The 24978-nt window shown below is 65.3% G+C and carries 25 protein-coding genes; 18 read left to right on the plus strand and 7 right to left on the minus strand.

Annotation, left to right across the window (positions count from 1 at the left end; all coding sequences use genetic code 11):
• Positions 1-119: 119 nt before the first annotated feature.
• Complete coding sequence (locus KVY23_RS06370) at positions 120-674, plus strand: ferritin (protein WP_075837685.1); 555 nt, start codon at positions 120-122, stop codon at positions 672-674.
• Between the two features lie 68 nt (positions 675-742).
• Here the strand turns inward: KVY23_RS06370 and KVY23_RS06375 are convergent, their stop codons facing one another.
• The 4 genes from KVY23_RS06375 to KVY23_RS06390 all read right to left on the minus strand — a co-directional run bounded on the left by KVY23_RS06375 (position 743) and on the right by KVY23_RS06390 (position 3821).
• Positions 743-1648 carry a DUF5926 family protein gene (locus KVY23_RS06375; protein ID WP_075837686.1) on the minus strand — a complete coding sequence of 302 codons (906 nt, stop codon included), beginning with the start codon at positions 1646-1648 and terminating at the stop codon, positions 743-745.
• A gap of 33 nt (positions 1649-1681) precedes the next feature.
• Entirely contained in the window at positions 1682-2461 is a 780-nt protein-coding gene (locus KVY23_RS06380) for a glycerophosphodiester phosphodiesterase family protein (RefSeq protein ID WP_075837687.1), read from the minus strand.
• A complete protein-coding gene (locus tag KVY23_RS06385; RefSeq protein WP_230555765.1) occupies positions 2458-3384 on the minus strand; it encodes a DUF4328 domain-containing protein in 927 nt (308 codons plus the stop codon). The genes KVY23_RS06380 and KVY23_RS06385 overlap by 4 nt, the downstream gene beginning before the upstream one ends.
• An 86-nt stretch (positions 3385-3470) precedes the next feature.
• On the minus strand, positions 3471-3821 hold the full coding sequence (locus KVY23_RS06390; protein ID WP_371829811.1) for a rhodanese-like domain-containing protein: 351 nt from the start codon (positions 3819-3821) through the stop codon (positions 3471-3473).
• A gap of 193 nt (positions 3822-4014) precedes the next feature.
• Here KVY23_RS06390 and KVY23_RS06395 point away from each other — a divergent pair, with 193 nt between their 5' ends.
• Positions 4015-4941, plus strand: a complete 927-nt coding sequence (locus tag KVY23_RS06395; RefSeq protein WP_075837765.1) for an LLM class F420-dependent oxidoreductase — start codon at positions 4015-4017, stop codon at positions 4939-4941.
• A 26-nt stretch (positions 4942-4967) separates the two neighbouring features.
• Here KVY23_RS06395 and KVY23_RS06400 read toward each other — a convergent pair whose 3' ends face one another.
• A complete protein-coding gene (locus KVY23_RS06400) occupies positions 4968-6068 on the minus strand; it encodes an acyltransferase (RefSeq protein ID WP_187346671.1) in 1101 nt (366 codons plus the stop codon).
• A 290-nt stretch (positions 6069-6358) separates the two neighbouring features.
• On the opposite strand from KVY23_RS06400, the gene KVY23_RS06405 reads away from it, so the two are divergent.
• The 6 genes from KVY23_RS06405 (at position 6359) to KVY23_RS06430 (ending at position 11851) form a co-directional block, all read left to right on the plus strand.
• On the plus strand, positions 6359-6982 hold the full coding sequence (locus tag KVY23_RS06405; RefSeq protein ID WP_206508890.1) for a superoxide dismutase: 624 nt from the start codon (positions 6359-6361) through the stop codon (positions 6980-6982).
• Between the two features lie 217 nt (positions 6983-7199).
• Positions 7200-7727: a peptidase gene (locus tag KVY23_RS06410; protein WP_206508889.1), complete on the plus strand. Its 528-nt coding sequence runs from the start codon at positions 7200-7202 to the stop codon at positions 7725-7727.
• Between the two features lie 236 nt (positions 7728-7963).
• Complete coding sequence (locus KVY23_RS06415; RefSeq protein ID WP_075837693.1) at positions 7964-8674, plus strand: TMEM165/GDT1 family protein; 711 nt, start codon at positions 7964-7966, stop codon at positions 8672-8674.
• Positions 8675-8716: 42 nt separating this feature from the next.
• Positions 8717-9970 carry a sensor histidine kinase gene (locus KVY23_RS06420; protein ID WP_206508888.1) on the plus strand — a complete coding sequence of 418 codons (1254 nt, stop codon included), beginning with the start codon at positions 8717-8719 and terminating at the stop codon, positions 9968-9970.
• Complete coding sequence (locus KVY23_RS06425) at positions 9967-10974, plus strand: hypothetical protein (protein ID WP_206508887.1); 1008 nt, start codon at positions 9967-9969, stop codon at positions 10972-10974. The genes KVY23_RS06420 and KVY23_RS06425 overlap by 4 nt, the downstream gene beginning before the upstream one ends.
• A 109-nt stretch (positions 10975-11083) precedes the next feature.
• Positions 11084-11851, plus strand: a complete 768-nt coding sequence (locus KVY23_RS06430) for an SDR family NAD(P)-dependent oxidoreductase (protein ID WP_206508886.1) — start codon at positions 11084-11086, stop codon at positions 11849-11851.
• A gap of 9 nt (positions 11852-11860) precedes the next feature.
• Here the strand turns inward: KVY23_RS06430 and KVY23_RS06435 are convergent, their stop codons facing one another.
• Positions 11861-13474 carry a TM0106 family RecB-like putative nuclease gene (locus KVY23_RS06435; RefSeq protein WP_230555900.1) on the minus strand — a complete coding sequence of 538 codons (1614 nt, stop codon included), beginning with the start codon at positions 13472-13474 and terminating at the stop codon, positions 11861-11863.
• A gap of 140 nt (positions 13475-13614) precedes the next feature.
• Between KVY23_RS06435 and KVY23_RS06440 the strand changes: the two genes are divergently transcribed.
• The 10 genes from KVY23_RS06440 to KVY23_RS06485 all read left to right on the plus strand — a co-directional run bounded on the left by KVY23_RS06440 (position 13615) and on the right by KVY23_RS06485 (position 23098).
• Positions 13615-14265: a DUF6474 family protein gene (locus KVY23_RS06440; RefSeq protein WP_075837694.1), complete on the plus strand. Its 651-nt coding sequence runs from the start codon at positions 13615-13617 to the stop codon at positions 14263-14265.
• A 15-nt stretch (positions 14266-14280) separates the two neighbouring features.
• Positions 14281-14826, plus strand: coding sequence for a hypothetical protein (locus KVY23_RS06445; RefSeq protein WP_230555766.1), 546 nt, complete (start codon positions 14281-14283; stop codon positions 14824-14826).
• A 40-nt stretch (positions 14827-14866) separates the two neighbouring features.
• Positions 14867-15523 carry a YcnI family protein gene (locus KVY23_RS06450; RefSeq protein WP_230555767.1) on the plus strand — a complete coding sequence of 219 codons (657 nt, stop codon included), beginning with the start codon at positions 14867-14869 and terminating at the stop codon, positions 15521-15523.
• Positions 15520-16059, plus strand: coding sequence for a copper resistance CopC family protein (locus tag KVY23_RS06455; RefSeq protein WP_230555768.1), 540 nt, complete (start codon positions 15520-15522; stop codon positions 16057-16059). The genes KVY23_RS06450 and KVY23_RS06455 overlap by 4 nt, the downstream gene beginning before the upstream one ends.
• A gap of 6 nt (positions 16060-16065) precedes the next feature.
• Positions 16066-16986 carry a CopD family protein gene (locus tag KVY23_RS06460; RefSeq protein ID WP_230555769.1) on the plus strand — a complete coding sequence of 307 codons (921 nt, stop codon included), beginning with the start codon at positions 16066-16068 and terminating at the stop codon, positions 16984-16986.
• A gap of 102 nt (positions 16987-17088) precedes the next feature.
• Complete coding sequence (locus KVY23_RS06465; RefSeq protein WP_230555770.1) at positions 17089-18117, plus strand: ABC transporter substrate-binding protein; 1029 nt, start codon at positions 17089-17091, stop codon at positions 18115-18117.
• 40 nt (positions 18118-18157) lie between these two features.
• Entirely contained in the window at positions 18158-19795 is a 1638-nt protein-coding gene (locus tag KVY23_RS06470; RefSeq protein ID WP_230555771.1) for an iron ABC transporter permease, read from the plus strand.
• Entirely contained in the window at positions 19795-20847 is a 1053-nt protein-coding gene (locus KVY23_RS06475) for an ABC transporter ATP-binding protein (RefSeq protein ID WP_230555772.1), read from the plus strand. Before KVY23_RS06470 ends, KVY23_RS06475 begins: the two co-directional genes overlap by 1 nt.
• Before the next feature lie 138 nt (positions 20848-20985).
• On the plus strand, positions 20986-21459 hold the full coding sequence (locus tag KVY23_RS06480) for a MarR family winged helix-turn-helix transcriptional regulator (RefSeq protein WP_075837697.1): 474 nt from the start codon (positions 20986-20988) through the stop codon (positions 21457-21459).
• A 58-nt stretch (positions 21460-21517) separates the two neighbouring features.
• The gene (locus tag KVY23_RS06485) at positions 21518-23098 is read left to right on the plus strand and encodes an MDR family MFS transporter (RefSeq protein ID WP_187346678.1); all 1581 of its coding nucleotides are present in this window, start codon (positions 21518-21520) and stop codon (positions 23096-23098) included.
• Positions 23099-23356: 258 nt separating this feature from the next.
• Here the strand turns inward: KVY23_RS06485 and KVY23_RS06490 are convergent, their stop codons facing one another.
• Positions 23357-24910, minus strand: a complete 1554-nt coding sequence (locus KVY23_RS06490) for a succinic semialdehyde dehydrogenase (protein ID WP_230555773.1) — start codon at positions 24908-24910, stop codon at positions 23357-23359.
• Between the last annotated feature and the right edge of the window lie 68 nt (positions 24911-24978).

Consider the following 24978-nt stretch of genomic DNA (forward strand, 5'->3'; position numbering starts at 1 on the left):
GAGTATTCCTATTCGACTGGTCGGAGTCAATAGTTAGGGGCGTCCTATTTAGGCAATGTTGACCTCAATAAGGTTCGACTTGGATGACAACAGCCTCTGACCAGCATAATCTCGTCCACATGAGTTCTGACATCAAAGAAACCGCACACTCGAAATTCCATGCACTTCTCCGCGATCAAATTCGCAACGAGTTCAACGCGTCGCACCAGTACATCGCGACCGCCGTGTATTTCGCCAATGTCGATCTCCCGCAGCTCGCCAAACACTTCTACGCTCAGGCCGTCGAAGAGCGCAACCACGCGATGATGATCGTCCAGTACTTCCTGGACCGCGACATCACTGTCGAGCTCAACGGAGTCGACGGCGCGAAGACCGTCTTCACCGATGCACGCGAGCCGATTGCCCTGGCGCTGGCCCAGGAGGAGACCGTCACCGAGCAGGTCGTCAATCTCGCGAGCACCGCGCGTGAAGAGGGCGACTACGTGGGCGAGCAGTTCATGCAGTGGTTCATCAAGGAACAGGTCGAAGAGGTCGCCAAGATGCGGACGCTACTCAACGTCGCGGACCGTGCGGGCCACAACCTGTTCGATCTCGAGGAGTTCGTCGCGCGTGAGATGAACGACGTCGCCGTCGTCGGCACCGGCGCGCCCCAGGCTGCGGGCGGCTCGGTCTAAAGGCGCTACGCATGTGCGTGGAAATACATAGCCCGCTATGTACTTCCACGCACATGCGGCGAAGCCGTCTACCGCAGGGTGACTTGACGGCCGCGCAAGCCGTCGCGTGAACGCCGCTGCTCCGAGGTCAGTGGCGCATCCACAGCCAAAGCCTCAGCGAGCTTCTTCCCGAACTTCGTTGCCGGAGCAGCCCATTCGGTCGGGTGCATCTCGGAATCGAGGTCGAACACCGGCACGAGCAGTCCGTGAGTCCGGAACGAGCCCGCGTACCGCGAACCCTCCCCCAGAGTCAGATCGCCGGCAGCGTGCAACCGCGCCAGTGCGAGCATCAGATCGTCCTCGCTCTCGGGACGAACCCAACGCAGGTGCGCCTTGTCGCCCGCATCGACCCACCAAGCCGCGACCAGTCCCTCGCCTTCGAGCCGCGCCGACGGCATGATCGCCTGATTGGCGCGCTCGACGGTGGCAGCCACATCAGGAGCCGGTTCAGCGTTCTTCGGCAGCCACCAGTTGAAGTCCTGGTGGACTGTGATCGTCAGCTGCTCCGTCGGATCCAGCACATCGCGCAGCGCTGGGGTGTTGCCGTCCGGTACTGCCGACTCGAGCGATTCACCGGGCTGAGCGATCGACGCCCAGGCCAACGCACTGGACAGATCGGCAGCGACATTCGGCGAATGCACCTGCACCTGTAGACCCGCGAAGCCGCGGGCAGCACCGTCCTCCTCGCGCACCAACGCTGCGACGGCGCCCGGGAGAACCGTCGCCAACGTGACCGGTCGACCGTCCACCACAACCGGGGCGGTCGCGGACGGAACGAACTCACGCATCGCGACCAGGTCGCATTCCGCGGCGACATTCTGGAACGGGCGGGCAGGCGCGGCCTGCAGGCTCTCACGCTCCGCTTCTCGCTGCGCGAGCTTCGCTGCTCGGTTGCTGTCCTGCTTCGGACCACTGTTTCTTTTGCTCTTACCCACGCCCGAAACCTACACGTTGACCCGCTCCCTGGGTCACTCCGCGGGTTCCGCCCCCTGGTCGAGCCAGGCCCGTGTTCGTCCGGGGTTGTTGGTGGCGATCCATCCCACGCCCAACTCCAGACACAGCTCGACGTCGGCTTTCTCGTCGACGGTCCAGCAGTACGTCGCGCGTCCCGACGCCGCGGCCCTGTCCACGATCCACGGGCGCTCGCGTAGCGACTTGATCGACGGCCCCACCGCGGTCGCGCCGACCGCCGTCGCGGCGCCCCCGCCGAGGTAGCGAGAGGCGTCGCCGAGCAGCACAGTGGGGAGCAGCGGCGCCATCCGACGGACCCGCCACACCGCGGTCGGTGCGAACGACATGATCACCGCACGCGAGTGGGCCGCGGACGCGGGCTGCGCCAATCCGTAGCGATGCAACTCGGCCAGCACCTTGTTCTCGACGAGAGAGCCGTAGCGGACCGGGTGCTTGGTCTCGATGAACAGTTTCACCGGTTTGCTCGTCCAGTCCAAGACCAGCTTGATCAGGTCGGACAGGAGCAGGACTTCGGCGGGTTCGCCTTCGGCGCCGTAATCGAAGGTCTTGAGCGTCTCGTAGGACAGTCCGCTGACCAGACCGGTTCCAGTGGAAGTTCTGTCGACTCGACGGTCGTGTACGCACACGATGTGCCCGTCCCGGGTGATCCGCACGTCACACTCGAGGGCGTCGGCTCCCTGCTGGAGTGCGTGGTCGAACGCGACGAGGGTGTGTTCCTTCTTTTCCTCGGAGGCGCCGCGGTGGGCGACGACGAACGGGCGACGACGATCGCTCACGACGTCGACGCTTTCTCGTGCTCGACGCCGGACTCGGTGTCGGTCTCGATGTCGGCATCGGGGCGCTCGGTGTTGCGGCTGCGGGGAACGGCAACGACCCAGCGCGTGGGATCCGGCCGTCTGCCGCCGCGCCATCGAAGTTCGTCGACGCTGCGCATGAGGTAGATCGTCAGCAACGCAACGCCGGCGGCCACGAGGCACAGCAACGCCGCCAACAACACACCGTCGGCACGCGCCTGCAAGGAATCTCGCGTCCGCCAGATCGATACGAGCAACATGAGAATCCAATCGACGACCCACATCGCCCACCAGAGCCGCACGAGCAACAGCAGTCGATCTCGATCCGGGCCGTTCTTCCGCTCGACCAGCTCGGTGAGGTACACCCCGGGCAAGACCAGCGACAGGACGGGGACGAGGCACCCGATCAGCAGCGACCGCACGCTGCGGGGATCGCGCTGCCCGGCCCGCTCGAACACGGCGCGACGCCTCGTCACCAGCCAGCATCCCGACGCCACCGCGGCAGCGACGCCGATGACGATGGAGGCGACCTGCGAGAAGAGAACGAGTGCATCGGAGATGACGAGCGTGCTCGGGCTCACCAGTCGTGTGCGGTTGTACAGCAGAATCGCGTACCGCAGCCCCTCGGCCACGACCGCGACACCGAGCAGGGCGGCGGTGAGCATGAGGAGCCCGGAGGCCGCGTCGGACCAGCGCTCGACCCGAGTTTCAGGTTCGTCGGCGGTGTCCACCCGGCGGTCTGTCAGACCCCAGCGCGGGATCTGATCGTATTTGGGCGTGGCGACCTGCCGGGCAGTCCGCACAGGTGTGCGTTGGGGGTTCTTGCTCTTGGGCTTGCGCGCTACCCACTTGAAGTTCCGTCTACCTCGGGCCGGGGCCTGCGCGGAAACCGGTGAGAGCAGCACTCCGTGACAACGCGGGCACCACACCGCTGGGCGTGTCCCGACGGGCCACCGCGTCGCGCATCGCGCACAAACCTGGAAAGCGGCCACTAGACGATTCTCGCCTCGGTGCCGTCCTCGCGCACCAGCGGGCGACCGGCGGCGACCCACGCGTGCATTCCGCCATCGACGTTGACGGCTTCGTAGCCGATCTGGGTCAGGTATTGCACGACCCGTGCCGACCGTGCGCCCACCCCACATACGACGTACGTCGACGCGTCCGGCTCGATTTCACCCACTCGCGAAGGCACTTCGCTCATCGGGATGTGCAGGGCGCCCGGGGCGTGGCCGTGACGCCATTCTTCATCCTCGCGAACGTCGAGCAGTATCGACCCGCTCAGATCGGCGGGAAGCTCGGCAGCGGGCACAGCGGGCACAGCGGGCAGATCCGGAGCAGACACGTGCACGATCTTGTCACGCACCCTGCTCGGGCTGCCACCCGCAAACCTCGCGAGTTGTGGATAACCCGGGTGGGTTATCCACAGTATCCACAGGCCGATCCACAGAATTCGGACAATCGCCGGTTTTATCCACAGGTTTCGGCGCTCCTACACTCGAATCATGGTTATATCTTCCAGCGCGGAATCCGCCGGCATCGAGCTTCGTGTCTTCACCGAACCTCAGCAGGGCGCCACCTACGACGACCTTCTTCGGGTGGCGCAGTCTGCAGAAATGCTGGGGTTCGGCGCGTTCTACCGTTCGGATCATTACCTCGCCATGAACTCCGACGGGCTTCCCGGACCGACCGACGCGTGGATCACTCTCGCCGGCATCGCCCGGGAAACCTCGTCCATCCGCCTCGGCACCCTCGTCACGTCGGCGACCTTTCGCTACCCGGGCCCGCTCGCGATCAGCGTGGCGCAGGTCGACGCGATGAGCGGTGGCCGAGTGGATCTCGGACTCGGTGCGGGCTGGTTCGAGGAGGAGCACAGGGCGTACGGCATTCCCTTCCCGCCACTCGGTGAGCGGTTCGACAGGCTCGAAGAATCGTTGGCCATCATCACCGGCCTGTGGGAAACCCCGTCGGGTGAGACATTCTCGTTCGACGGCAAGCACTATCCGATCACCGATTCGCCGGCGCTGCCCAAACCGGTTCAGTCGCCGCGTCCGCCGATCCTGATCGGCGGGAAGGGCAAGAAGCGCACGCCCGCCCTGGCCGCGAAGTACGCGGACGAGTTCAACATCCCGTTCTCCTCGCTCGAGGAGACCAGGGTTCAGTTCGACCGCGTGCGCGACGCCGCATCCGAGGCCGGCCGCGATCCGAAGTCCCTGCTCTACAGCAACGCACTCGTGCTGTGCTGCGGCAAAAGCGAAGAGGAGATTGCCCGACGGGCATCGAAGATCGGACGTGAGGTATCGGAGTTGCGTGAAAACGGGGCGGCGGGGAGCCCGGCCGAGCTGGTCGACAAGATCGGCCGGTTCGGCGAACTGGGCGCCTCACGCGTGTACTTGCAGACGCTCGACCTGGCCGATCTCGATCATCTCGAGCTCGTCGCGTCCGAGGTCATGCCGCAGCTCTGAGGCCGCAGCTGTGCGGTCGGGTGTTCCTAGTGGGCGCTCGACTGCGCTACGTGCGTGCGGCTGCGGAAGCGTCCATTGAGCCACCGGGCGGCCGGCGTCTCCACCCACCGGTAGAGGATTTCCGACGCCACGGCGGTGACGGCAACGAACGCGATGACGGCGCCGGTCGGTCCCGTGTAGGGAACAACGAACTGGAAAACGCGGTACAGGATCAGCGTGTGCAGGAGATAGATCGCGTAGCTACGGGTGCCCGTCCAGCGGATGATCGACCAGTGCGCGGCCCGTCCGTCGTACCGTCCGAGGAGCAGAACCATCGCGGCGACGACGATGATGGTCCACAAGTACCGGCCGCCCGCCCAGTAGGCGCCGACCTCGGTGGCCAGCTGCACCACGACGGCCTGGGCGAGCACTGCCACGAGGATCGAGCGCCAGCCGACGATCTTGCTCCAGCTCAGGTAGATGATCTGTCCCAGAAAAAGCGTCGGCAGCGTCGCGGCGATCTTCGACAGCATCGGGATCGTCCACGGGTCGGGCACGAGCGCGTTGTAGAGGAGCACGACGCTGCACAGCGCCGCGCCTATGATCGGCACCAGAATGGGCCGCGAGCGGAGTACGTCACGGGCGGCGACGCAGTAGAGGTAGAACATCAACTGCACAGCCAGGGTCCAGGTGACGCCGAGGACTGCGACTTGGGGCTTCAGGAAGAATCCGCCGAGGAAGAAGCTGAGCACGGCCTCGAAGTTCGAAACTCCGTCCTGCGGGCCGAACATTCCGTTGATGCCCAGCCGCACCAGAATAATCGCGAGCGCGATGGCCACCCACAGCGCAGGAATCAGTCGCGAGAGCCGACTGACGGTGAAATCTCGTCGTGACTGGCGCATCGCAGACCGGGTGACGAGCAGACCGGTGAGAAGCATGAATACCGCGACACCGACGAACGAGAGATGATGGTTCACGCCGATGACCTGGACGAAGAGCCAGTATCCAAAGTCGAGCATCCACCAGCCGTCGCCTCGGTCGTCGATCAGATAAAAGGAGATGTGGGAGTACAATACGGCCAGAACCGCGATGAATCGCAACAGATTTGCACCCGCGAGTTCGACTCGCGGTGCGTAGACAGCACTCATCGCAGAAGGTGAGTCGGCTTGCTCGCCCGATCTGCGCAAAGGGGACACCGGGCCATGGTAGTTGCCCGTTCACCTGCTGGACGAATTGTGGGACCTTGCCGTGACCTGTCCGTTACCTACGCAGGTTGTCGGAATTGTCCGGAATCGATCGAACGGAATGGATCTCGATTACAACTGTTGCACTGAGGGTAGATATGGGATTGGGTTGAGCCCTACGAAAGATCCACAGTAGGACGTGCGCGCCTTCGAATTCACGGTGAGCGCGGCGTCGAGAAGATGAAGGGAACCACGTGTCCGAGTACACCCTGCCCGACCTTGATTTCGATTACTCCGCTCTCGAGCCTCACATCTCGGGCGAGATCAACGAATTGCACCACTCGAAGCACCACGCAGCGTACGTCGCCGGCGCCAACACCGCACTCGAGAAGCTCGCAGCGGCTCGCGAAAACGACGATCACGGTTCGATCTTCCTGTTCGAGAAGAACCTCGCGTTCCACCTCGGCGGACACGTCAACCACTCCATCTGGTGGAAGAACCTCTCGCCCAACGGTGGCGACAAGCCCGAAGGCGAACTCAGCGCAGCAATCGACGACCAGTTCGGCTCGTTCGACAAGTTCCGTGCGCAGTTCACCGCAGCCGCCAATGGCCTGCAGGGATCGGGCTGGGCAGTGCTCGGCTACGACTCGCTGGGCAAGAAGCTGCTCACCTTCCAGCTCTACGATCAGCAGGCCAACGTGCCACTCGGCATCATCCCGCTGCTCCAGGTCGACATGTGGGAGCACGCGTTCTACCTGCAGTACAAGAACGTCAAGGCCGACTACGTCAAGGCTTTCTGGAACGTAGTGAACTGGGCCGATGTCCAGGCACGCTTCGAAGCAGCGACGTCGAAGACCCCGGGTCTGATTTTCCCGTAGTTTTCCGCCGGTTTTCGGCGGTTCCGCCGGTTTTCGGCATGAATGGGCCATTGCAACGGCTAGACGGTTGCAATGGTCCATTCATGCGTCTAGGGGGGGAGCGTCAACTGGCACTCGCACTCTCTTGTGTGCCAGCCCGTCCTCATTCATGCTTGCCGTACCCAACGTGGTGTAACCGGGTATCACCCCTGGCCGAATCACCCAAGGGAGCTGTGAGATGAACGAGCGCAAACTCATCGGTATTTCCCCTTTCCATGCCGCAGGATTGCTGCGCGGCTTCGTCGTGTCGGGTCGCTGGCCGGATACCACCAAGGAGTGGGCTCAGTTCCTGGCGCTCGCCGTGCAGGTCGCGTCGATGCCCGGTTTGCTCGCCACCTCCACGGTGTTCGGCGTACGCGAGGAGCTTCCCGACGACCCGGAGCCCGGCGTGGTGGGTCTCGTCCTCGCCGACGGACCGGTAGTCGGTGAGACGGCCGTCACACCCGGCCGGTATGCCCAGCACCAACCGTCGGCGCTGTTGATGCTCCATCCGCCCTCGGAGACCACGCCGTCGCTGCCCGAGTGCGCAGGCGCGGCCTCGGGCTGCGTGCTGCTTCCGGGTTTGCCGCATCTGGGCCTCGAACACCGCGCCGCCTGGGTCGAAGCCGAATCCGACGGCACCGTCACGGCCATGCGAAGCAGGGTGGGTCTCGATCCGATCAGCGATCCCGACACCGCAGTTTTGGCAATGCTCCTCGCGTCGTGAACCGTTCCCGCAGTCGAGACTTCGGGAAGCCAAACTTATTGTCCCGATGGACAATTCGGCCCCCGCACCATAGTGTTGGCGCCAGCGAAGGGGAGTAGCCCGCAATTGCTGTGTCGACATACTGGCCGACGCCGAAAGGTGTAGCCCGGCACGGTGAACCGTCCGTCTTGCTCACGAAGCAGACGAAGCGGTGGGCGAGACCTTCGGTCATGTAGTCGACCGAGGAGTCCCCGCCCGTGCTTTCTGCCCTGTTGCTCAGCTTCGCTGTCATCTTCGTCGCCGAACTCGGTGACAAGTCGCAGCTCATGGCGATGACGTTCGCACTCCGGTACCGCTGGTACGTCGTCATCGGTGGCATCACCGTCGCCACCACCATCGTGCACCTCGTCTCCGTCGCCGTCGGCCACTTCCTCGGTCTGTCGATACCGACTGCGGCCATCTCGATCGTCGGCGGTATCGCGTTCGTCGTATTCGGGTTGTGGACCCTGCGCGGCGACTCCCTCTCCGAGGACGAGGGCGCCAAGGCGTCGAAAATCACCCGGTCGGCCTTCCTGGCCATTGCGTCGGCGTTCTTCCTCGCCGAACTCGGCGACAAGACCATGCTCGCGACGGTCACCCTCGCCACCGACAACGACTGGGTCGGTGTATGGATCGGGTCGACGGTAGGCATGGTTGCCGCCGACGCCCTCGCTATCGTCGTGGGCGCCGTCCTCGGTAAACATCTGCCGGAACGGACGATTCAGTACTCCGCGGCTGCGCTGTTCTTCGTCTTCGGCGCGATGCTGTTCTTCGAGGGCATCGCCCCCGGCACCCCCGCACCGCTGATCGCTGCGGGAGTTGTTCTGGCGCTGTCCATCGCGACATGGTCCGGCGCGACCGCATTCCGCCGTCGCCGGACACGTCACGAGGCGTCATTCGAACGACTGAAGGCTTTGAAGGACAGCTGAAGTTCCACCTACACTCCTCGGCATAGATGCGGAGGAAATGGCATGTCCGTGGTAACCAAGGCTGCTGCACCGATCGTCGACACGGCCGCAGACGGCGAAGAACGCAGGTCGCTCGAACGACTGGTGAAGATGTTCGCTCGGTTCGTCGGCACCGGTTATGTCGCGTACTTTCTGATCCTCCTGCCGGAGATCCGACGCACCGCATTTCTGACGCCGACCTGGTGGAACTGGTTCTGCGTGATCGCCGTATTCGGTACGGGCCTGCTGTTCGGCCTGTCCTCCTTCTCGGGGAGCATCCGTGCGATCCGCATGGCCGGAAGCATCGCGGCGGTGACCTACCTGCTGTGTGTGCTCGGTTGGTGGCTGGCCTGGGATCAAACGCTGTTCGACGTACAGGGCGTGTATTTGAGCACCTTCCCCGGCTTGGCGTCCTTGGCCGCCGCCAGCGTGTGGCCACCGGTGCTGGTCTTCGTTCACATGACTGTCGGCGTGATCGCGGCGCAATCGATCAACTACGTGCTACGCGAACCGTTCGTGACCACACCGCTGTTCGCCGACATCGTCTTCGGCATGATGTTCTGCACCATCTTCGTCGCGGCGACACTTGCCGCCTTGCGAACCGCACGGATTCTCGACGCCACCATCACTCGAACGCAGGCACAGGCGGCACGGTCCGCAGCGGCGGCCGCGCGAGCGGTCGAGCGAGAGCGGTTCGATGCACTCACTCACGACGGAGTCATGTCCTCACTGCTGTCGGTGGCGCGGCAGGGAAGATCGCCGAGCGTGGTCAACCAGGCTCGGCTCACCCTGCGGCAACTCGACTCGCTCCGAACGCATTCCGCGCCGACTTTCGTCGATGCCGACGAGGCCATCGCCCAATTGCGCGCTACAGCAAACGACGTCGACGAATCAGTCATCGTCCATATCGAGTCGATATCGCAAACGTCGACCTCCAACGTTGAGCCGCAGACGTATCCCGCCGACGCTGTCCGTGCCATCGGTGCGGCATTGGCAGAGGCGATGCGCAACAGCCTCCGCCATGCTGGGCCGTCGAACCGCTCCGTCACCGTCCGGACGCAACCGGGCATTCTGCAGGCCACGGTCACCGATGACGGAGTCGGGTTCGACCGGGCCTCCGTCCCGCCGCACCGACTCGGAGTCGCGGTCAGCATCGAGGGCCGACTCCGGCAACTGCCAGGGGGCGCCTCTCGGATCGATTCGATTCCGGGACAGGGGACCACCGTGCATCTCACCTGGTGCGCGTCGGATGTTCCCCGCACAGCAGCATTCGGATGAACCACATTCAGGATGTCCGCGATCTGCTCGGGATGCGTTCTCGCGCTGCATATGCGGTGGTGGCGTTCTACGCGTTCGCATTGACGGTGAGCGCCTTGTCCACTCTCGAGGGAACGAGCAACACGTGGCCGATCCTGCTCGCAGTGCTCGTCTGCGTGAGCGGTGCATTCACCCTGATTGCGGCACCGGGTGATCCCCTGCCGATGACGACGACGCTGGCTTTGCTCGCAGTGGGGCCGATCAGCTGCGCACTGGTGTATTCGGCTATCCCTACACCGGTGACGAGCACATTGCAGACATGGCCGCTCGGCGCTTCCGTCGCGATCTACACCTTCATGTGCGTACGCGGCCGCACCTGGTTTGCATGGTTCGGTTTGACGCTCATGCTCGGGGTAACCATCCTGTGGGCAGCCGCCAATCAGAATCTCGCCTACGGTCTGTCGTTGTCCACCATCAACGTCGCCCCCTTACTGATGGCCACATTCTTCGCCTTCACCATCCGCCCGCTCGGCAGATCCATCTTTCAACTCCGAGAGCAGTCGACTCTTCGCGTCGCAGCCGCGGCAGCTGCGTCGGCCGCTCTCGACGAGCGCGACGCTCAACTGCGCCGCCTCGACGAACAAGCTCGGCCTCTGCTGGGGCGAATCGCCGACGGTCCCGAACTCGACCAGAGTGAGCTGCTCGTCTGCGAACTCCTCGAAGCCGACCTCCGCGACTCCCTGCGCGCCCGAGGCCTGTTGACCGCCCGCCTCGCGCGTGCCGCGCGCTCGGCTCGAAGCCGCGGGGTGCAGGTGGTCATGCTGGATGACCGCGGTGACGTCGAACTGGACGCGCACGTACGAACGACACTGGCGGACTCGGCTGCGGATCGACTCGACACCATCTCCACCGGGTCGGCGACGGTGCGTCTGCTCCCGCCGGGCCGTCCCCTCCTGGCCACCATGCTGGTCGACGCCGCGAACACCTACCGGGTCGAGTACGGCCACGACGGTCGGCCTGTGTGAGGTGGGTGTCGCCTCCGACACATCCCCGTACGCCCCCGAATCACCGCACAGTTATGGTGCAAGGCGAGTTCGGCCACACCGGCCGCCGACCATGAAGGAGTGCACAACCGTGGAGATTTCGGGAACAGCAGCATTGGTCACAGGAGGGGCGTCGGGCCTCGGTGCAGCGACGGCCAAGCGCCTCGCCGACGCGGGAGCCACCGTCTTCGGACTCGACCTCGCACAGTCCATCGAACGCGCGGGTGACAGCGTCCCCGAGGGCGTGACGCTGATCGCCGCAGACGTCACCAGCGAGGAAGAAGTCGAGGCCGCGCTCGACAAGATCGCCGAGGCCGGGGTGCCGCTGCGTATCGTCGTCAACTGCGCAGGCGTCGGTTGGGCAGGTCGAATCCTGTCCAAAAGGGGTCCGCACGACCTCGAACTCTTCCGCACGGTCATCACCATCAACCTGCTCGGCACGTTCAACGTCATGCGCCTGGCGGCCAACCGCATGCAGTCGCTGGAAACCGTCGATGACGCCGGTCAGCGCGGCGTCGTCATCAACACCGCATCGGTTGCGGCATTCGAGGGACAGATCGGCCAGATCGCGTACACCGCGTCGAAGGGCGGCGTGCACGCGATGACCATCACCGCAGCACGCGACCTGGCGCAGGCGGGCATCCGCGTCAACACCATCGCCCCCGGCATCGTCGACACCCCCATGCTCGCCGGAGTAACCGAGGAGTACCGCAAGGGGCTCGAGGCGAGCGTTCCGTTCCCCTCGCGCCTCGCGCAGCCGACCGAGTACGCCCAGCTGGTGCAGATGATCGCCGAGCACGACTACCTCAACGGCGAAACCATCCGTATGGACGGCGCGATCCGGATGGCACCGCGGTAGCTTTTCGGCTCAGCCGGGCAAGTGCACGCGCAAGGACGCGAGGGTGGGGATCTCGGATTCTGCGCGGTCGCTCATCCATTCGCGCAACACCTTGGTGGCCTGCACGTCGTCCTCGTTGTAGATCAGCAGTCGCTGACGCTGGGAGTGGTCGGGCTCGGCGTCGTATCCGACTGCGTCGCGGTACCAGCCCATCGATGCCTCACCGCCGGCTTCGTCATCACGCCACTCGAAGCCGGCGACGGGGGCGATCTTCTTGAGCCCTTTGCCGTTGGGACAGATGAACTGATCGCTGACGGCCTGGTAGATGTCCACCCACTGCTCGCTGTCGATGAACTCGCGGATCTCCGCCTCCGACGGCACTCCGGGTATATCGGCGAAGCGTCGCGCCGAGTCGAGCAGCCATTTGTCCTCTGCCTGGCGTGAATAGCAGTACGCGGCAAAGGTTCTGCCCGTTGCGGCGGCCTCGGCTCGCTTTCCCATCAGCCAACGCCAGAACTCGGCGAACGATCGACCCTCGTCCACCGTCGGCAGCGGGTCCCAGGTGACGAACCCGCGGTACACCGGAGGCGGTCCCCCAGCCTCGGTCAGCAGCGTGCCCCACAGATACGCGCCGTGATCCTGGTACGACTCCATGTCCACGTCGACCTCGATGTCGGCGCGGCGGACGGTGACCTTCTCGGTGCGGCGCAGCAGGGGGACACCGGACTGCCACGCCATTGCAGCGGCCACGGCGTCGTCGAAGCTGCCGAACGGCCAGTCCTCCGGCACGGGTCCAGTGAACTCGGCGAGTTCGTCGACGGTGTAGACGCCGTTCTCGCGCAGTACCTCCGCCCGCATTCCCGACGCCACCAGCGAGACGTCGCGGTTGGCGGCCAGTTGCGGGCGGCAGTCGGTCCACCACGAACACGATCTGCATTCGCTGACCTGTGATGGCACGGTGAATTTCTCGCCGCGGGCCACCGCGAGGCGGTCTTCGAAGCGAGTGTCGTACTCGGCGAACACGGTGCTCAGGTCGTGTACGAGGATGCACTCGGCGCGGAATCCGATGACTCCGCCCAGCGCGCTCGGCGACGCCAAGCCCTCGAACTCGAGCATCCGGTGCAGATGCGCGAGCCGCAATTGATCACGAAGTTGGCTACGAACCTTGCGCGACTCGTCGACGGTGGGCGCCCAGTGGTCGAACGAGGTGGTGACGGCCCCGCGGCCTGGATCGGTGACCTTGTGGTTGACCACGATGATGGGGATGTAGCCGACTCCGGCGGGGTCGCGCATCAGCAGCTCACTGCGACCGCGGCGTCCAGTATCTCGCTCGGCGGGGAGGACCGCGTTCCAGATCCACTGCGCGCCGCGGCGGCAGGCCGCCATCGTCCGTTCGGCGGCCGTGCGCGCATCGGAGGCCTCGATCTGGGTCCAGCCCTCGAGACCTGCGGCCAGCACGGCGCGGATTGCCTCGCGGTGCGCCTGCGCGGCTTCTCGACGCTGCCGTACCCCCGGGTTCTCCGGTTCGAGTCGCTGCAGCGAGGAGTACGCGGTATCGAGGTACAGCCGGTGTCGGCAGCGCGTCAGAGGTCCGGAATCGATGAACACCGGCGGTGCCGATCTCACCGACCCGTTCGCCGGCATGGGCTGACTCTTCACAGCTCGAGCCTATGTCCCCCCACCGACATGCCCGATGCGACCCACCCGCGCGAACGGATAGGCTGTGACCGAGCCAGCGCGAACGCCGCGCCGAACCGCCGAAGCTGATGTAAGGGGCCTTGTCGATGGGGTTGTTCCGCAAGCGCAAAGGTCGTGCCACTCGAAAGGCAGAGGCCAAAGCTCTCAAGCACAAAGCCGGCCTCGAGGCCAGGCTCGGTGCGAAGAACGAGCGCAAGCAGCTCGCGGCCATCGCGAAGTCCCAGCGCAAGCTCAATGCAGTCGAAGCCAAATCGCAGAAAAATGTCGAGAAGGCCCAGGTAGCGACGCTCCGGGCACAGCAGAAGGCCGCCTCGCAGGGCGGTTTCTCGGCGGCGCAGGTTCGCAAGTACATCGGTATTGCGCGCGTCCTGATCCCAGTTCTGACGCCCATCTTCTATCGCGGCGCGACGGTTCTGCGTGGACACCTCGACGAGCGCAAGGCAGCCAAGCTCGGCGTCAGCCCCGCCGAGCTCGGTGAGTTCACCGGGCACGGCGCGAAGCTCAGCGCGCGCATCGCCGCCGCCGAGAAGTCCCTCGCCCGAGTCACCGCGTCCAATTCCGATGCCGAGACCGGCAAGTTCGCCGACGCCATCTCCCAGCGCCTGTCCGATCTCAGCACTGCGGTGCAGACCGCGGAGCTGATGCCGGCAGCCCGCCGCAAGGCTGCGCACCATGCCATCTCGGCCGAACTCGACGGAATCGAAGCGGACCTGCTCGCACGGCTCGGCATCCGCTAGCTCCTCGCTGCCGTCATGACCTCGCCCGCCGCCTCCCTCCGCGGCGGAGCTGTCGGCGCACTGACCGTCGCGCTCGCCGTGGCCGCCCACGGCACCGCGGGTGGGGCGTATCCGTCGGGATCGGCACTGACATTTCTGATGATCGTCGGAATCGGCGTCGGCGCGGTGTCGATGCTGCCCAGTCCGAGTTCGGGACGTGCCGCGCTGACGACGGTTCTCGGCGGGCTCGTGTTCGGACAGTTCGCCGGGCACCTCGCGCTCGCCGTCGCTGTTTCCGACGCATCGGCCGTCCCACACGAGGCGGTGCAAGCGCATTCGGTGGTGCCGAGTACGCCGATGTTGGTGCTGCACCTCGCGGCGTCGGTCGCTGCGGCCGCACTGATCTGCGTCGCCGAACAGCTCTACGGCCCGATCACCTCGATCATCCGCGCCGTCCTGCATCCACCGCTGACGCTTCCGGTCTCCCCGATCCGCCTCGTCACCATCGACCGGCCCATCTACCTCGCGCCGCTTTCGTTCACGACATCCATCTCGAGACGTGGCCCACCTGCATCGGCCTGAGCCGTTTGCACACACCACTTTCGAGAAAGAACCAACATCCATGAACAACTTGATCCGTCGTGCCTCGATCCTCGCAGGCACCACATCGCTGGCCCTCGCCGTCGGCACCGGCGCGGCCGCAGCGCACGTGACCGTCGTTGCCCCCGACGCCGCCCAAGGCGGTTACACCGTCATGACCTTCCGCGTGCCCACCGAATCCGAGACCGCCGCGACCTCGTCTGTGAAGGTAGAACTCCCGGGTCTCAAAGCGGCACGTACACAACCCATCCCAGGATGGACCTCCACCGTCGACCGGGACAGTGAGGGGCTGGCCACTGCGGTGACCTGGACCGCCGAGCCCGGTGCCGAGGTGCTCCCCGGCCAGTTCCAGCAGTTTCTGCTCTCGGCCGGACCGCTTCCGGAAGATGACTCGGTGAGCTTGCCCGCCACCCAGACCTACACCGACGGTGAAGTGGTCGCATGGGATGAGGAACCCACCGACGGCAGCGAGCCCGAGCGGCCCGCACCCGCTCTGACGCTCGCCGCGGCCGCGGACCCACCTCACGGTCGTTCCAACGAAGACCTCGAGGTCATAGCCGTGGCCACCGACGAAGGATCCGACAACACCGCCCTCTGGGTCGCCGGCGTTGCGCTCGTCCTCGGCGCGCTCGGCGCCGCGCTGGGTATCGGCGCGACAGTCCGTGGACGCCGCTCATGAAGAAGCTGATTCTCGCCTCGCTTGCCGTGTTGGCGTTTGCACTGGGGACGCCGACGGCCTCGGCGCACTCGTTCGTCACCGGCTCCGATCCGGCCGATGGGTCCCAGCTCGCGCAGGGACCGGAACAGGTGTCCATCTCGTTCAACGAAGTCCCGCAATCGCAGTTCGCCACTCTGAACGTCGTCGGTCCCGACGGCAACATGTGGTCCGAGGGCGATCCGCGGGTCGAGGGGCAGTCCGTCGTCGTCGACGTTCGGGAACTCGGCCCCGCCGGGGATTACACCATCGCTTACCGGGTGACGTCCGCGGACGGGCATCCCATCAGCGGAACTGTCGGATTCACGCTTACCCAGGCGGGCGCGGGCATGCCCGGTGAGGCGGCCGCCGCAACGGCCAGTGGCGATACGGTGGCAGCTTCGGACGCGGATTCGGGTGACGGTGACGGCGGGATTCCGCTGTGGCCGTTCCTCGTCGGGGGCGGTGTGGTGTTCGCCGGCGGCCTCGCTTTCACCCTGCGCAAGCCGAAAGACGCGTAGCCGACCGTGTTTCGCCGGTGGTGGGCACTGGTCGCCGGCGCCTCGGGCGTCGCCGGGGTGGGAGCGGCCTGGCTGCTGGCCCACCCCGACGGTCCTGATCCGTCGTCGGTGCTGCGTGTCCTCGCCGACTGCCTGGGCGCGACGACGCTCGGTCTCGCGCTGCTTCGAACCGAGCTGTTCACGGCCCGCAACCGGCCCCGGATCTTCCGGACGGCGGCGATCGTCGCGGGCGCATGGACGGTTGCCGAGGTGGCGCTCGTCGTGGCCGCGGCCACCGAGACCTTCGGGAGCGATATCGGCGCGCTGCCGGCGTCCGCCTTCGGTTCGTACCTCACCGGCATCACCGTCGGCCAGCTAGGTGTGGTGACGGTGCTGTGCACGACGGCAGCGTGCCTGTACTGCCTGTACGCGTATCGCACCGACTCGGACCTCGCGGCAGTTCCCGTCGTGGTCGCTGCCGTCGTTGCGCTCGTGGCACGGCCCATCACCGGACACATGTCGCAGCAACTGTTCGGGTCGCTGTTCATCGCCGTCCACACGATCGCCGCCGCGGTGTGGCTGGGCGTGCTGGCCGCGATGGCGCTGACGCTGCGCGCCCGAGGGGCGTGGGCGTCGGCGCTGCCGGTGTACTCGCGGCTGGCCTGGTGGTCGGTGTGGATTCTTGCGGTGAGCGGCACCGTGAACGCCGCCGTCAAGGTCGGTGGGTTCGGTGCGTTGATCGACTCCGGCTACGGGCGCATCGTGCTGGCGAAAACCGTGGCACTGATCCTCCTGGTCCTGCTGGCACGAAAGTTGCGGGCGGGATGGTTGGTCGCTGCCACCGCCCACCGCACCCGCGCAGAGGCATCGACCGTGCACGCGGCACTGCACGTATGCCTTCTCGCCGCCGCCTTCGGACTCGCTGCGGCACTGGCCACCACAGCCTGAAGGCGGACGTTCACACTCCGGATGCTCGACGTATCCCGACGAGTCCGAAGACTGTCTTTTCGGGCGGCGAGGATCACGACTCCGTCGCTCTATCAGGAGAAAATGTTGACTATCTTCCGCCGAAGTCGCCCACTCATCGGTGCTGTTGCCGTGATCGCGGCGCTCAGCGCGTGCTCCGAACCGGCCGAACCCACCGCTGCACCCGACGATCAGTCAGGCGCGGGGACCTTGACGGTCTATACCTCCGAGCCGCAGGCCAAGATCGACGCACTCAATGCCGAGTTCACTGCAGCCAACCCGGACATCGACGTTCAGGTGTATCGCGCCGGCACCGGAGATCTCAACGCACGCATTGCATCCGAGCGTCAGACCGGCAGTATCGGCGCCGATGTCCTCCTCGCCGCCGACGCGCCCACTTTCGAGGGCTACAAGGGCGAGAACCTGCTGGTGCAGTACACGCCGGCCGATGTCGAGGCATTGAACGCCGACATCGTCGACCCCGACGGCTACTACGTCGGCACCCGCATCATTCCCACCGTCATCGCCTACAACACGGGCGCCGTCACCGAACCGCCGACTACCTGGGCCGCTCTCGCAGACCCGCAGTACCGCGGGCAGATCACCCTTCCCAACCCAGACGTCTCGGGAGCAGCGGCCTACAACACCGCCGTCTGGCTCAGCGAGGACTCGCTCGGCCAGGAGTGGCTCGAAGGATTGGCAGCCAACGAACCCGTGGTGGCCGAGAGCAACGGGCCCGTCGGACAGGCCGTCGCCGCTGGCACGCAGCCCATCGGCATCGTGGTCGACTACCTGGTGCGCGAGCTGGCCGCCAAGGGTTCACCGATCGCCCTCGAATACCCCACCGACGGTGTCCCGTACATCTCTCAGCCCGCCGGAATCTTCAAGGATTCGCAGAACCAGGAAGCAGCGAAGAAGTACATCGACTTCCTCGTCAGCGCGCGCGGCCAGGAGATCGCCGTCGAGCAGCAGTACCTGCCGGTCCGCGACGACGTCGGAACACCAGACGGTGCACCCGCTCTCGCCGATCTGAACCTGCTCAATCCCGATCTCGCCGAGATCACCGAGTTCCAGCCCGAGGCCGTGATGAGGTTCAACGAGCTTGTCGGTTAATAGGCGCTCCGCGCATGTGAGTGGAAATCCATAGCCTGCTATGGATTTCCACTCACATAGGCCGAATGGCCTTTCTGTAGTCAGACTGACCCTGTGGGTCATCGTGGTGGCCGTGATCGTCGTGCCGATCGGCGCGGTGGTGTCGATCGGGCTCGGCGGCAACCACGTTCGAGTTCTGCTCGACGCCGGGATCGTCGACGCCGCGGTCAACAGCGCCGTCTCCGCCGGTGTCTCGGCCGCGCTGGCGGTGGTGATCGCGGTCGCCATGGCGCTGGTGCTCGATCGGACGGATCTTCCCGGCCGCAACATCGTTCGGCTGATCCTGCTGAGTCCGTTGCTGATACCGCCGTTCGTCGGAGCCATCGCCTGGACCGGACTGCTCGGGCCGAGTGGGATGATCAACAAGTTCTGGGCTGAGCAGTTCGGCGGGCCGCTGTGGAACATCTACGGCGGTGACGGCGTCATCTTCCTGCTGACTCTGCACTCGTATCCCCTCGCCTACCTGATCGTCGCGGCGGCATTGCGACGCATTCCCGGCGACCTCGAACAGGCCGCGCGCGTGGCGGGGGCGTCGCCGTGGCGCGCCCTGCGGGATGCGACGTTGCCGCTGCTGCGCACGGCTGCGATCGCCGCGTTCACGCTGACGGCGGTGTCCAACCTCGCCGACTTCGGCATTCCCGCACTCATCGGACTCCCCGACCGTTACGTCACGCTCTCGACGATGGTGTACCGATTCATTCAATCCGGCACCGTCGCAAAGCCTCTCGAAGTGGTCTCGACCATCGGCATCGTGCTGCTGGTACTCGCGGTGGCCGCCGTCGCCGTCGATCGCGTCCTCGGCCGTCGCAACACCTACATCGACGCGGCGACGACGGTGTCGGCCCGGCTGCCGCTGGGACGCAGCCGCGCCGCAGTCGGATTTCTCGTATGGACGCTTGCACTCGCGGTAACCCTGTTGCCGATCCTCGCCCTCGCCTCGCAAGCTCTTCTTCCGGCACCCGGTATCGCGTTCACGTGGGAGAACCTGACGCTCGACAGCATCGTCGCCGCCGTGACCGCCCCGGGAACCCTCGTCGGAATCCAGAACTCGGTGATGTTGGCCGTCGGTGCGGCCGTGATCTGCGGCGTGGTCGGCCTCGCGCTGGGTGTGCTCACCACCCGCACGCGTACACGCGACAACGTCGGCCTCGACGTCGTTGCCATGCTGCCCCAGGCCATTCCGGGTCTGGTCATCGCGGTCGGCTGGCTCATCGTCGGCCGCTACACAGGACTGTTCGATACCCGCTGGGTCATTCTCTGCGCTTACGTGATGGCATTTCTGGCGATCGTGGTGCAGGCAGTCCGCGCGCCGCTGAAAGCGACGCCCAGTGCCCTGGAAGAGGTCGCCCGGTCGTCCGGCGCGTCACCGGTGCGGGCGCTGTACGACGTGTCATGGAAGTTGGCGGTGCCGGCGGCGATCACGGGCGGCGTGCTTGTGGCGTTGACGGCGGTGCGGGAGCTGACCATGTCGGTGCTGCTCGTCGCACCGGGCACCCAGACGCTCGGCGTGTCGATCTTCAATCTGCAGCAGGCGGGCGACTACAACGCGGCCGCCGCACTGTCCCTCATCGTCGCCCTCGTCGGCATTGCAGGTCTCGGCCTGGTCGCGGGCGTCACGGATCGAAAGAAGCGCAGCTGATGTCCGCTATTGCCCTCGACGGCCTCCACCTCGACTATCCGGGCGGGAACACCGGTCTTCGCGATATCGATCTCCACATCGCCGACGGTGAGTTCCTCGCCCTCGTCGGGCCGTCGGGTTCGGGCAAGACGACGCTGCTGCGTGCCGTCGCAGGTTTCCTCGAACCCACGGCCGGAACGGTGACGATCGGAGGCGATGTCGTGGCCGGCGCGGGTCGCACAGTGCCGCCGGAGAAACGTGGGCTCGGCATGGTGTTCCAGCAGCATGCGCTGTGGCCCCACCGCACCGTCGGCCGCAATGTGTCGTACCCACTCGAACTTTCGGGGGTCTCACGCGAGAGCAGAAAGAAACGGGTCGCGGAGGTGCTCGAACTTGTCGGTCTACCGGGGCTCGAATCGCGGGATCCGGCAACTCTGTCCGGTGGTCAGCGGCAACGCGTGGCACTTGCCCGAGCATTGGTGCGCTCGCCAAGAGCACTACTGCTGGACGAGGCGCTGTCCGCGTTGGACGAGCCGCTACGTGATCGGTTGCGACTCGAACTGCGGTCCCTGACGCGCGCTGCCGGGCTCACGGTCGTTCACGTCACCCACGACAGGTCGGAGGCGTTGGCGCTCGCCGACCGCGTCGCCATCCTCGACGGCGGCGCCATCGCACAGATCGGAAGGCCGGAGGACGTCGTCGCACGGCCCGCGTCGGCTTTCGTCGCGCAGTTCCTCTCCGATGCCAACGTGATCGACGGTGTCGTCGACAGCGGCCGCTTTCACGCCGACAGCCATCCCATCGAGCTGACTGCCGATATCATCGAAGCAGCCGAGGAGGGGCGCGGACGGTTGGCGATCCTGCCGTCGGACATCTCCTTGGCCGCCGGATCCCCACACGATTGCACTGCGGGTGTGGTGACGTCCTCCCTCTACGGTCGGGGCGTCAGCGATGTTGTGGTCCTCTCGCACGGAATGTCGTTTCGATGCGCGGTACCCGGCCCCCGACCTGCCGTCGGGGACCGGGTCACCATGAACGTTCGACGGGGGATTTTCGACGCCGCAGCCGGCTGACCTGCCCGTCGATGCTGCGTTCCGCACCTCGAGAGTTCTATTGTGATCCACGAGATAAGAAAATTAGTTGATTGCTGCATCCACTTATATATATGGTTGCGGACAGCAAGTAATTTAACCCAGACCGTTGGAGCCACCATGGCAGTGCGAACCACTACAGCCGAGGCCCTCGTCGAAGAAATATTCCTCTTCGGACGCGTGCTGAAGCGGGCCGTGACCACCGGAGATGAGGCTTCACCGCTGCCGCAGGCGCTGACCGGAGTGCTGGCCGCCCTCGCGACCGAAGGTGAATGCAGACAGACCGACCTCGCCAACAGGCTCTGCGTCAGCCAGTCCGCCCTCAGCCGGCAGATCGCAGAACTCGTCGACCTCGGATTCATCGACCGAACCCCCGACCCCTGCGACAAACGCGCGTCGCTGGTCTGCGTATCGGCGCAAGGCCAACAGAAACTGACCCATATCTGGGATCGCCGAGCCACTCGACTCCGCGCGATGTTGGAGAACTGGGACGAACAAGACGCACTGGACGCGCTCGAGTCGATCCGTCGGCTCAACACCACGTTCGACGAAGGCGCTCAGTACATATCCCATTTGAAATTGATTGCGAGATAAGAAAATGGCTACATCGATCGAGAATCCACCCGGTCCACAGGCGTCCGAGAGCGGCGCGATGACTCACCGTCAGATCCTCGAGGCGCTCACCGGACTCCTTGCTGCGCTGTTCACCGCGCTACTGAGCACCACCATCGTCTCGACGGCACTGCCCACCATCATCGCTGATCTGCAGGGCTCCCAGACTGCCTACGCATGGGTCATCACCACCGCGCTCCTGGCCAACGCGGCCTCGACGCCCATCTGGGGCAAGCTGGCCGATCTGTTCAACAAGAAGGTCCTGGTCCAGAGCGCCATCCTCATCTTCGTCGCCGGCTCGCTGATCGCAGGATTCGCGCACAGCGTTCCACTTCTGCTGGGCGCCCGCGTGATTCAGGGTATCGGCATGGGCGGGCTGACGGCCCTGGTCATCGCGATCATCGGCACCATCGTCTCGCCACGTGAACGCGGCCGATACTCCGGCTACACCGGTGCCGTGATGGCCGTCTCGATGTCCGGCGGACCGATTCTCGGTGGCCTCATCGTCGACAGCCCCCTCGGCTGGCGCTGGACCTTCTTCGTCTGCGTCCCGTTGGCCGTCGTCGCACTCGTTCTGCTTCAGAAGACACTGCACATCGAGACCGAACGCAAAGAGAACGTCTCGATCGACTGGCTCGGCGCCCTTCTCCTCACTGCGGGCGTTTCCATTCTGCTGGTGTGGGTTTCGTTCGCAGGCAAGGCCGACTACTACGCTTGGATTTCACGCGAGACCGCACTGCTGGTCGGCGCCGGAGTCCTGCTGTTGGCGCTGATGATCCTCGTCGAGTCGCGGCACTCCTCGCCGATCATCCCGCTGCACATCGTCACCGAACGCACCACGGGCCTGGCGATCATCGCCTCGATCTCCGTCGGTGTCGGACTGTTCGGGGCCACCACCTTCCTGACCCAGTACTTCCAGACCGCTCGGGGCTACTCGCCGACCGATGCCGGACTGCTGTCGATCCCACTGGTGTTCGGCATGCTCGTCGCCTCTGTCGGGTCCGGGCAACTCATCACCCGATTCGGACGCTGGAAGCCCTACATCGTCACCGGTGCCGTGCTGCTGGTCATCGGATTCCTGCTTCTGGGCTCCATAGACCACGCCACCAGCCTGTGGACGGTCGGCATCTTCATCACCATCGTTGGTCTCGGGACCGGCATGCTGATGCAGAACCTCGTCCTTGCCGTGCAGAACACGGTAAGCGTAAAAAACGTCGGCGCGGCGTCATCGACCGTCGCGTTCTTCCGCACCTTCGGCGGCGCAATCGGCGTCTCGGTGCTGGGGTCGCTGTTGGCAACCCGAGTGGCAGACAAGTCGGTTGCAGGTCTGGCCGAACTGGGTGTCGACGCCTCCTCGAGCGGCGGCGGATCACTCGACCTCGACTCCCTGCCTGCGCCGGTGGAGATGGTCATTCGCACCGCCTACGGTGACGCGACCGGACGGATCTTCCTCATCGCCGGATTCGTCGCCATCGTCACGCTGATCGCGGTCGCCTTCATCCCTAACCGACCGCTACGCAAGACAATCGACCTGGTCGAGGAGCCGGTCGACGACACATCGGCTCCCTTCGAGCAGCCCACCACAGTGCCCGCAGAGCTCGACGGGCACCGCGTCAGATAGTGAAGAACCCGCGAAAAGGCCCGCACACCACGTGGTGTGCGGGCCTTTCGGGGGTGTTGCCCGGAGCGAATGTCACCTTCGGTCACCTGGGCGCTAGCGAATGTCACATTCGGTCACCTGGGCCGCACCGAATGTCACATCCGGTCACCTGGGCCGCACCGAATGTCACATCCGGTCACTCTGAGTGTGCGAGGGTGACATTCGGTCACCCAGGGCGCTAGCGAATGTCACATTCGGTCACCCCGAAAGCTAACGCGCCTACCGACCCGGCAGGTACTTCAGCGCCTTGACGAAGGGGGGCATGATCTTCGCCCACAGTTTCGGCGGCAGTCCGCGCGGTCCGCCGAGATTGAGCAGGCGCGTGGTCGCGATGGTCTGCGATTCGGTGTACTTGAGCAGCCCGTCGGGTCCGTGACGGCGCCCCATGCCGGAGACACCCATGCCGCCCATCGGAGCGCCGGTGGTTCCCCATGCGGGGGCGTAGCCCTCGTCCACGTTGACTGTTCCCGAGCGAAGGCGGGCAGCGATGCTCTCGCCCTCCGCCTTGGTCTTCGCCCACACGCTGGCATTGAGGCCGTATTCGGTGTCGTTGGCCTTCTCGATCGCTTCCTCGACATCGGCCACCGGGTAGATGGATACGAGCGGGCCGAACGTCTCGGTGGCCGCGCATTCCATATCGTCGCTGACGTTCGTCAGCACGGTCGGTTCGTAGAACAGAGGCCCGACGTCGGGTCGGGCGTTGCCTCCGGCGATAACCTTCGCGCCCTTGACCTTGGCGTCGTCGACATGCGCCGAGACCGTCTTGATCTGGTCCTCGGAGATGAGGCTGCCCATTTCGATGCCGAACTCGTAGTCGGCGCCGAGAGTCATGTTGCGCACCCGCTGGCCGAACTTGGCGGTGAACTCCTCGGCGATGGACTTCTCGACGTAGATGCGTTCGATGGAGATGCAGAGCTGGCCCGAGTTGGAGAAGCAGGCACGAACGGCCGCGTCGGACACTTCCCGCAGGTTGGCGCCCTGGGCGACGATCATTGCGTTCTTGCCACCGAGTTCGGCGGAGAATCCGATGAGACGACGCCCGGCCTGCTCAGCGAGCAGCTGGCCGGTCTTGGTGGAACCGGTGAACATGACGTACTCGGTGTTCTCGACGATTGCCGTTCCCACTACGGACCCGGGCCCGGGCACCACCGGGAAGAGGTCACGCGGCAGTCCCGCCTTGTAGAGCAGTTCGACGACGGCAAGAGCGCAGTAGGGCGTCTGGGAATCGGGCTTGAGCACGGCGCCGTTGCCCGCGAGCAGGGCCGGAATGGCGTCGGAAACCGCGAGAGTCATCGGGTAGTTCCACGGCGAGATGATCCCGACGATGCCCTTGGGCTGGTAGCGAACGCGGGTCTTGGTCAACACCGGCAGCATGCCTGTCACTCGCTTCGGCGCGAGTAGCTTCGCGGCGGTGCGTGCGTAGTGACGCGAGGTCATCGCGATGTCGAGTACTTCCTCGAGGGCAGCGGCGCGGGACTTGCCGGTCTCGGCCTGGGCCATATCCATCAGCTCGTCGCGGTGCGCGAGGACGAGGTCGCGGTACCGGTGGAAGATCTCGGCACGCTCGGCGACGGGACGCTTGGCCCACGTCTTCTGTGCGACGCGTGCGCGGGCGATGGCCGCTTCGGCGTCCTCGGCAGTGCCGACGGGGATGGTTGCGAGCTCCTTGCCGGTGAACACCTCCGTGATGGACTTCGTCGGCCGGGCTGCGGCGTCAGGAATGGCGATGAGATCGGCGAGCCGCGAGAAGGTCGCAGCGCTCGGAGCTGGCATTTCGTACCCCTACTGGTGAGTAGTTCTTGGAGTTACACACAACCTACCCCGTCGGTGGGCCGCATCAC

Source organism: Rhodococcus sp. I2R (genome assembly GCF_020889545.1).
GTDB lineage: Bacteria > Actinomycetota > Actinomycetes > Mycobacteriales > Mycobacteriaceae > Rhodococcoides.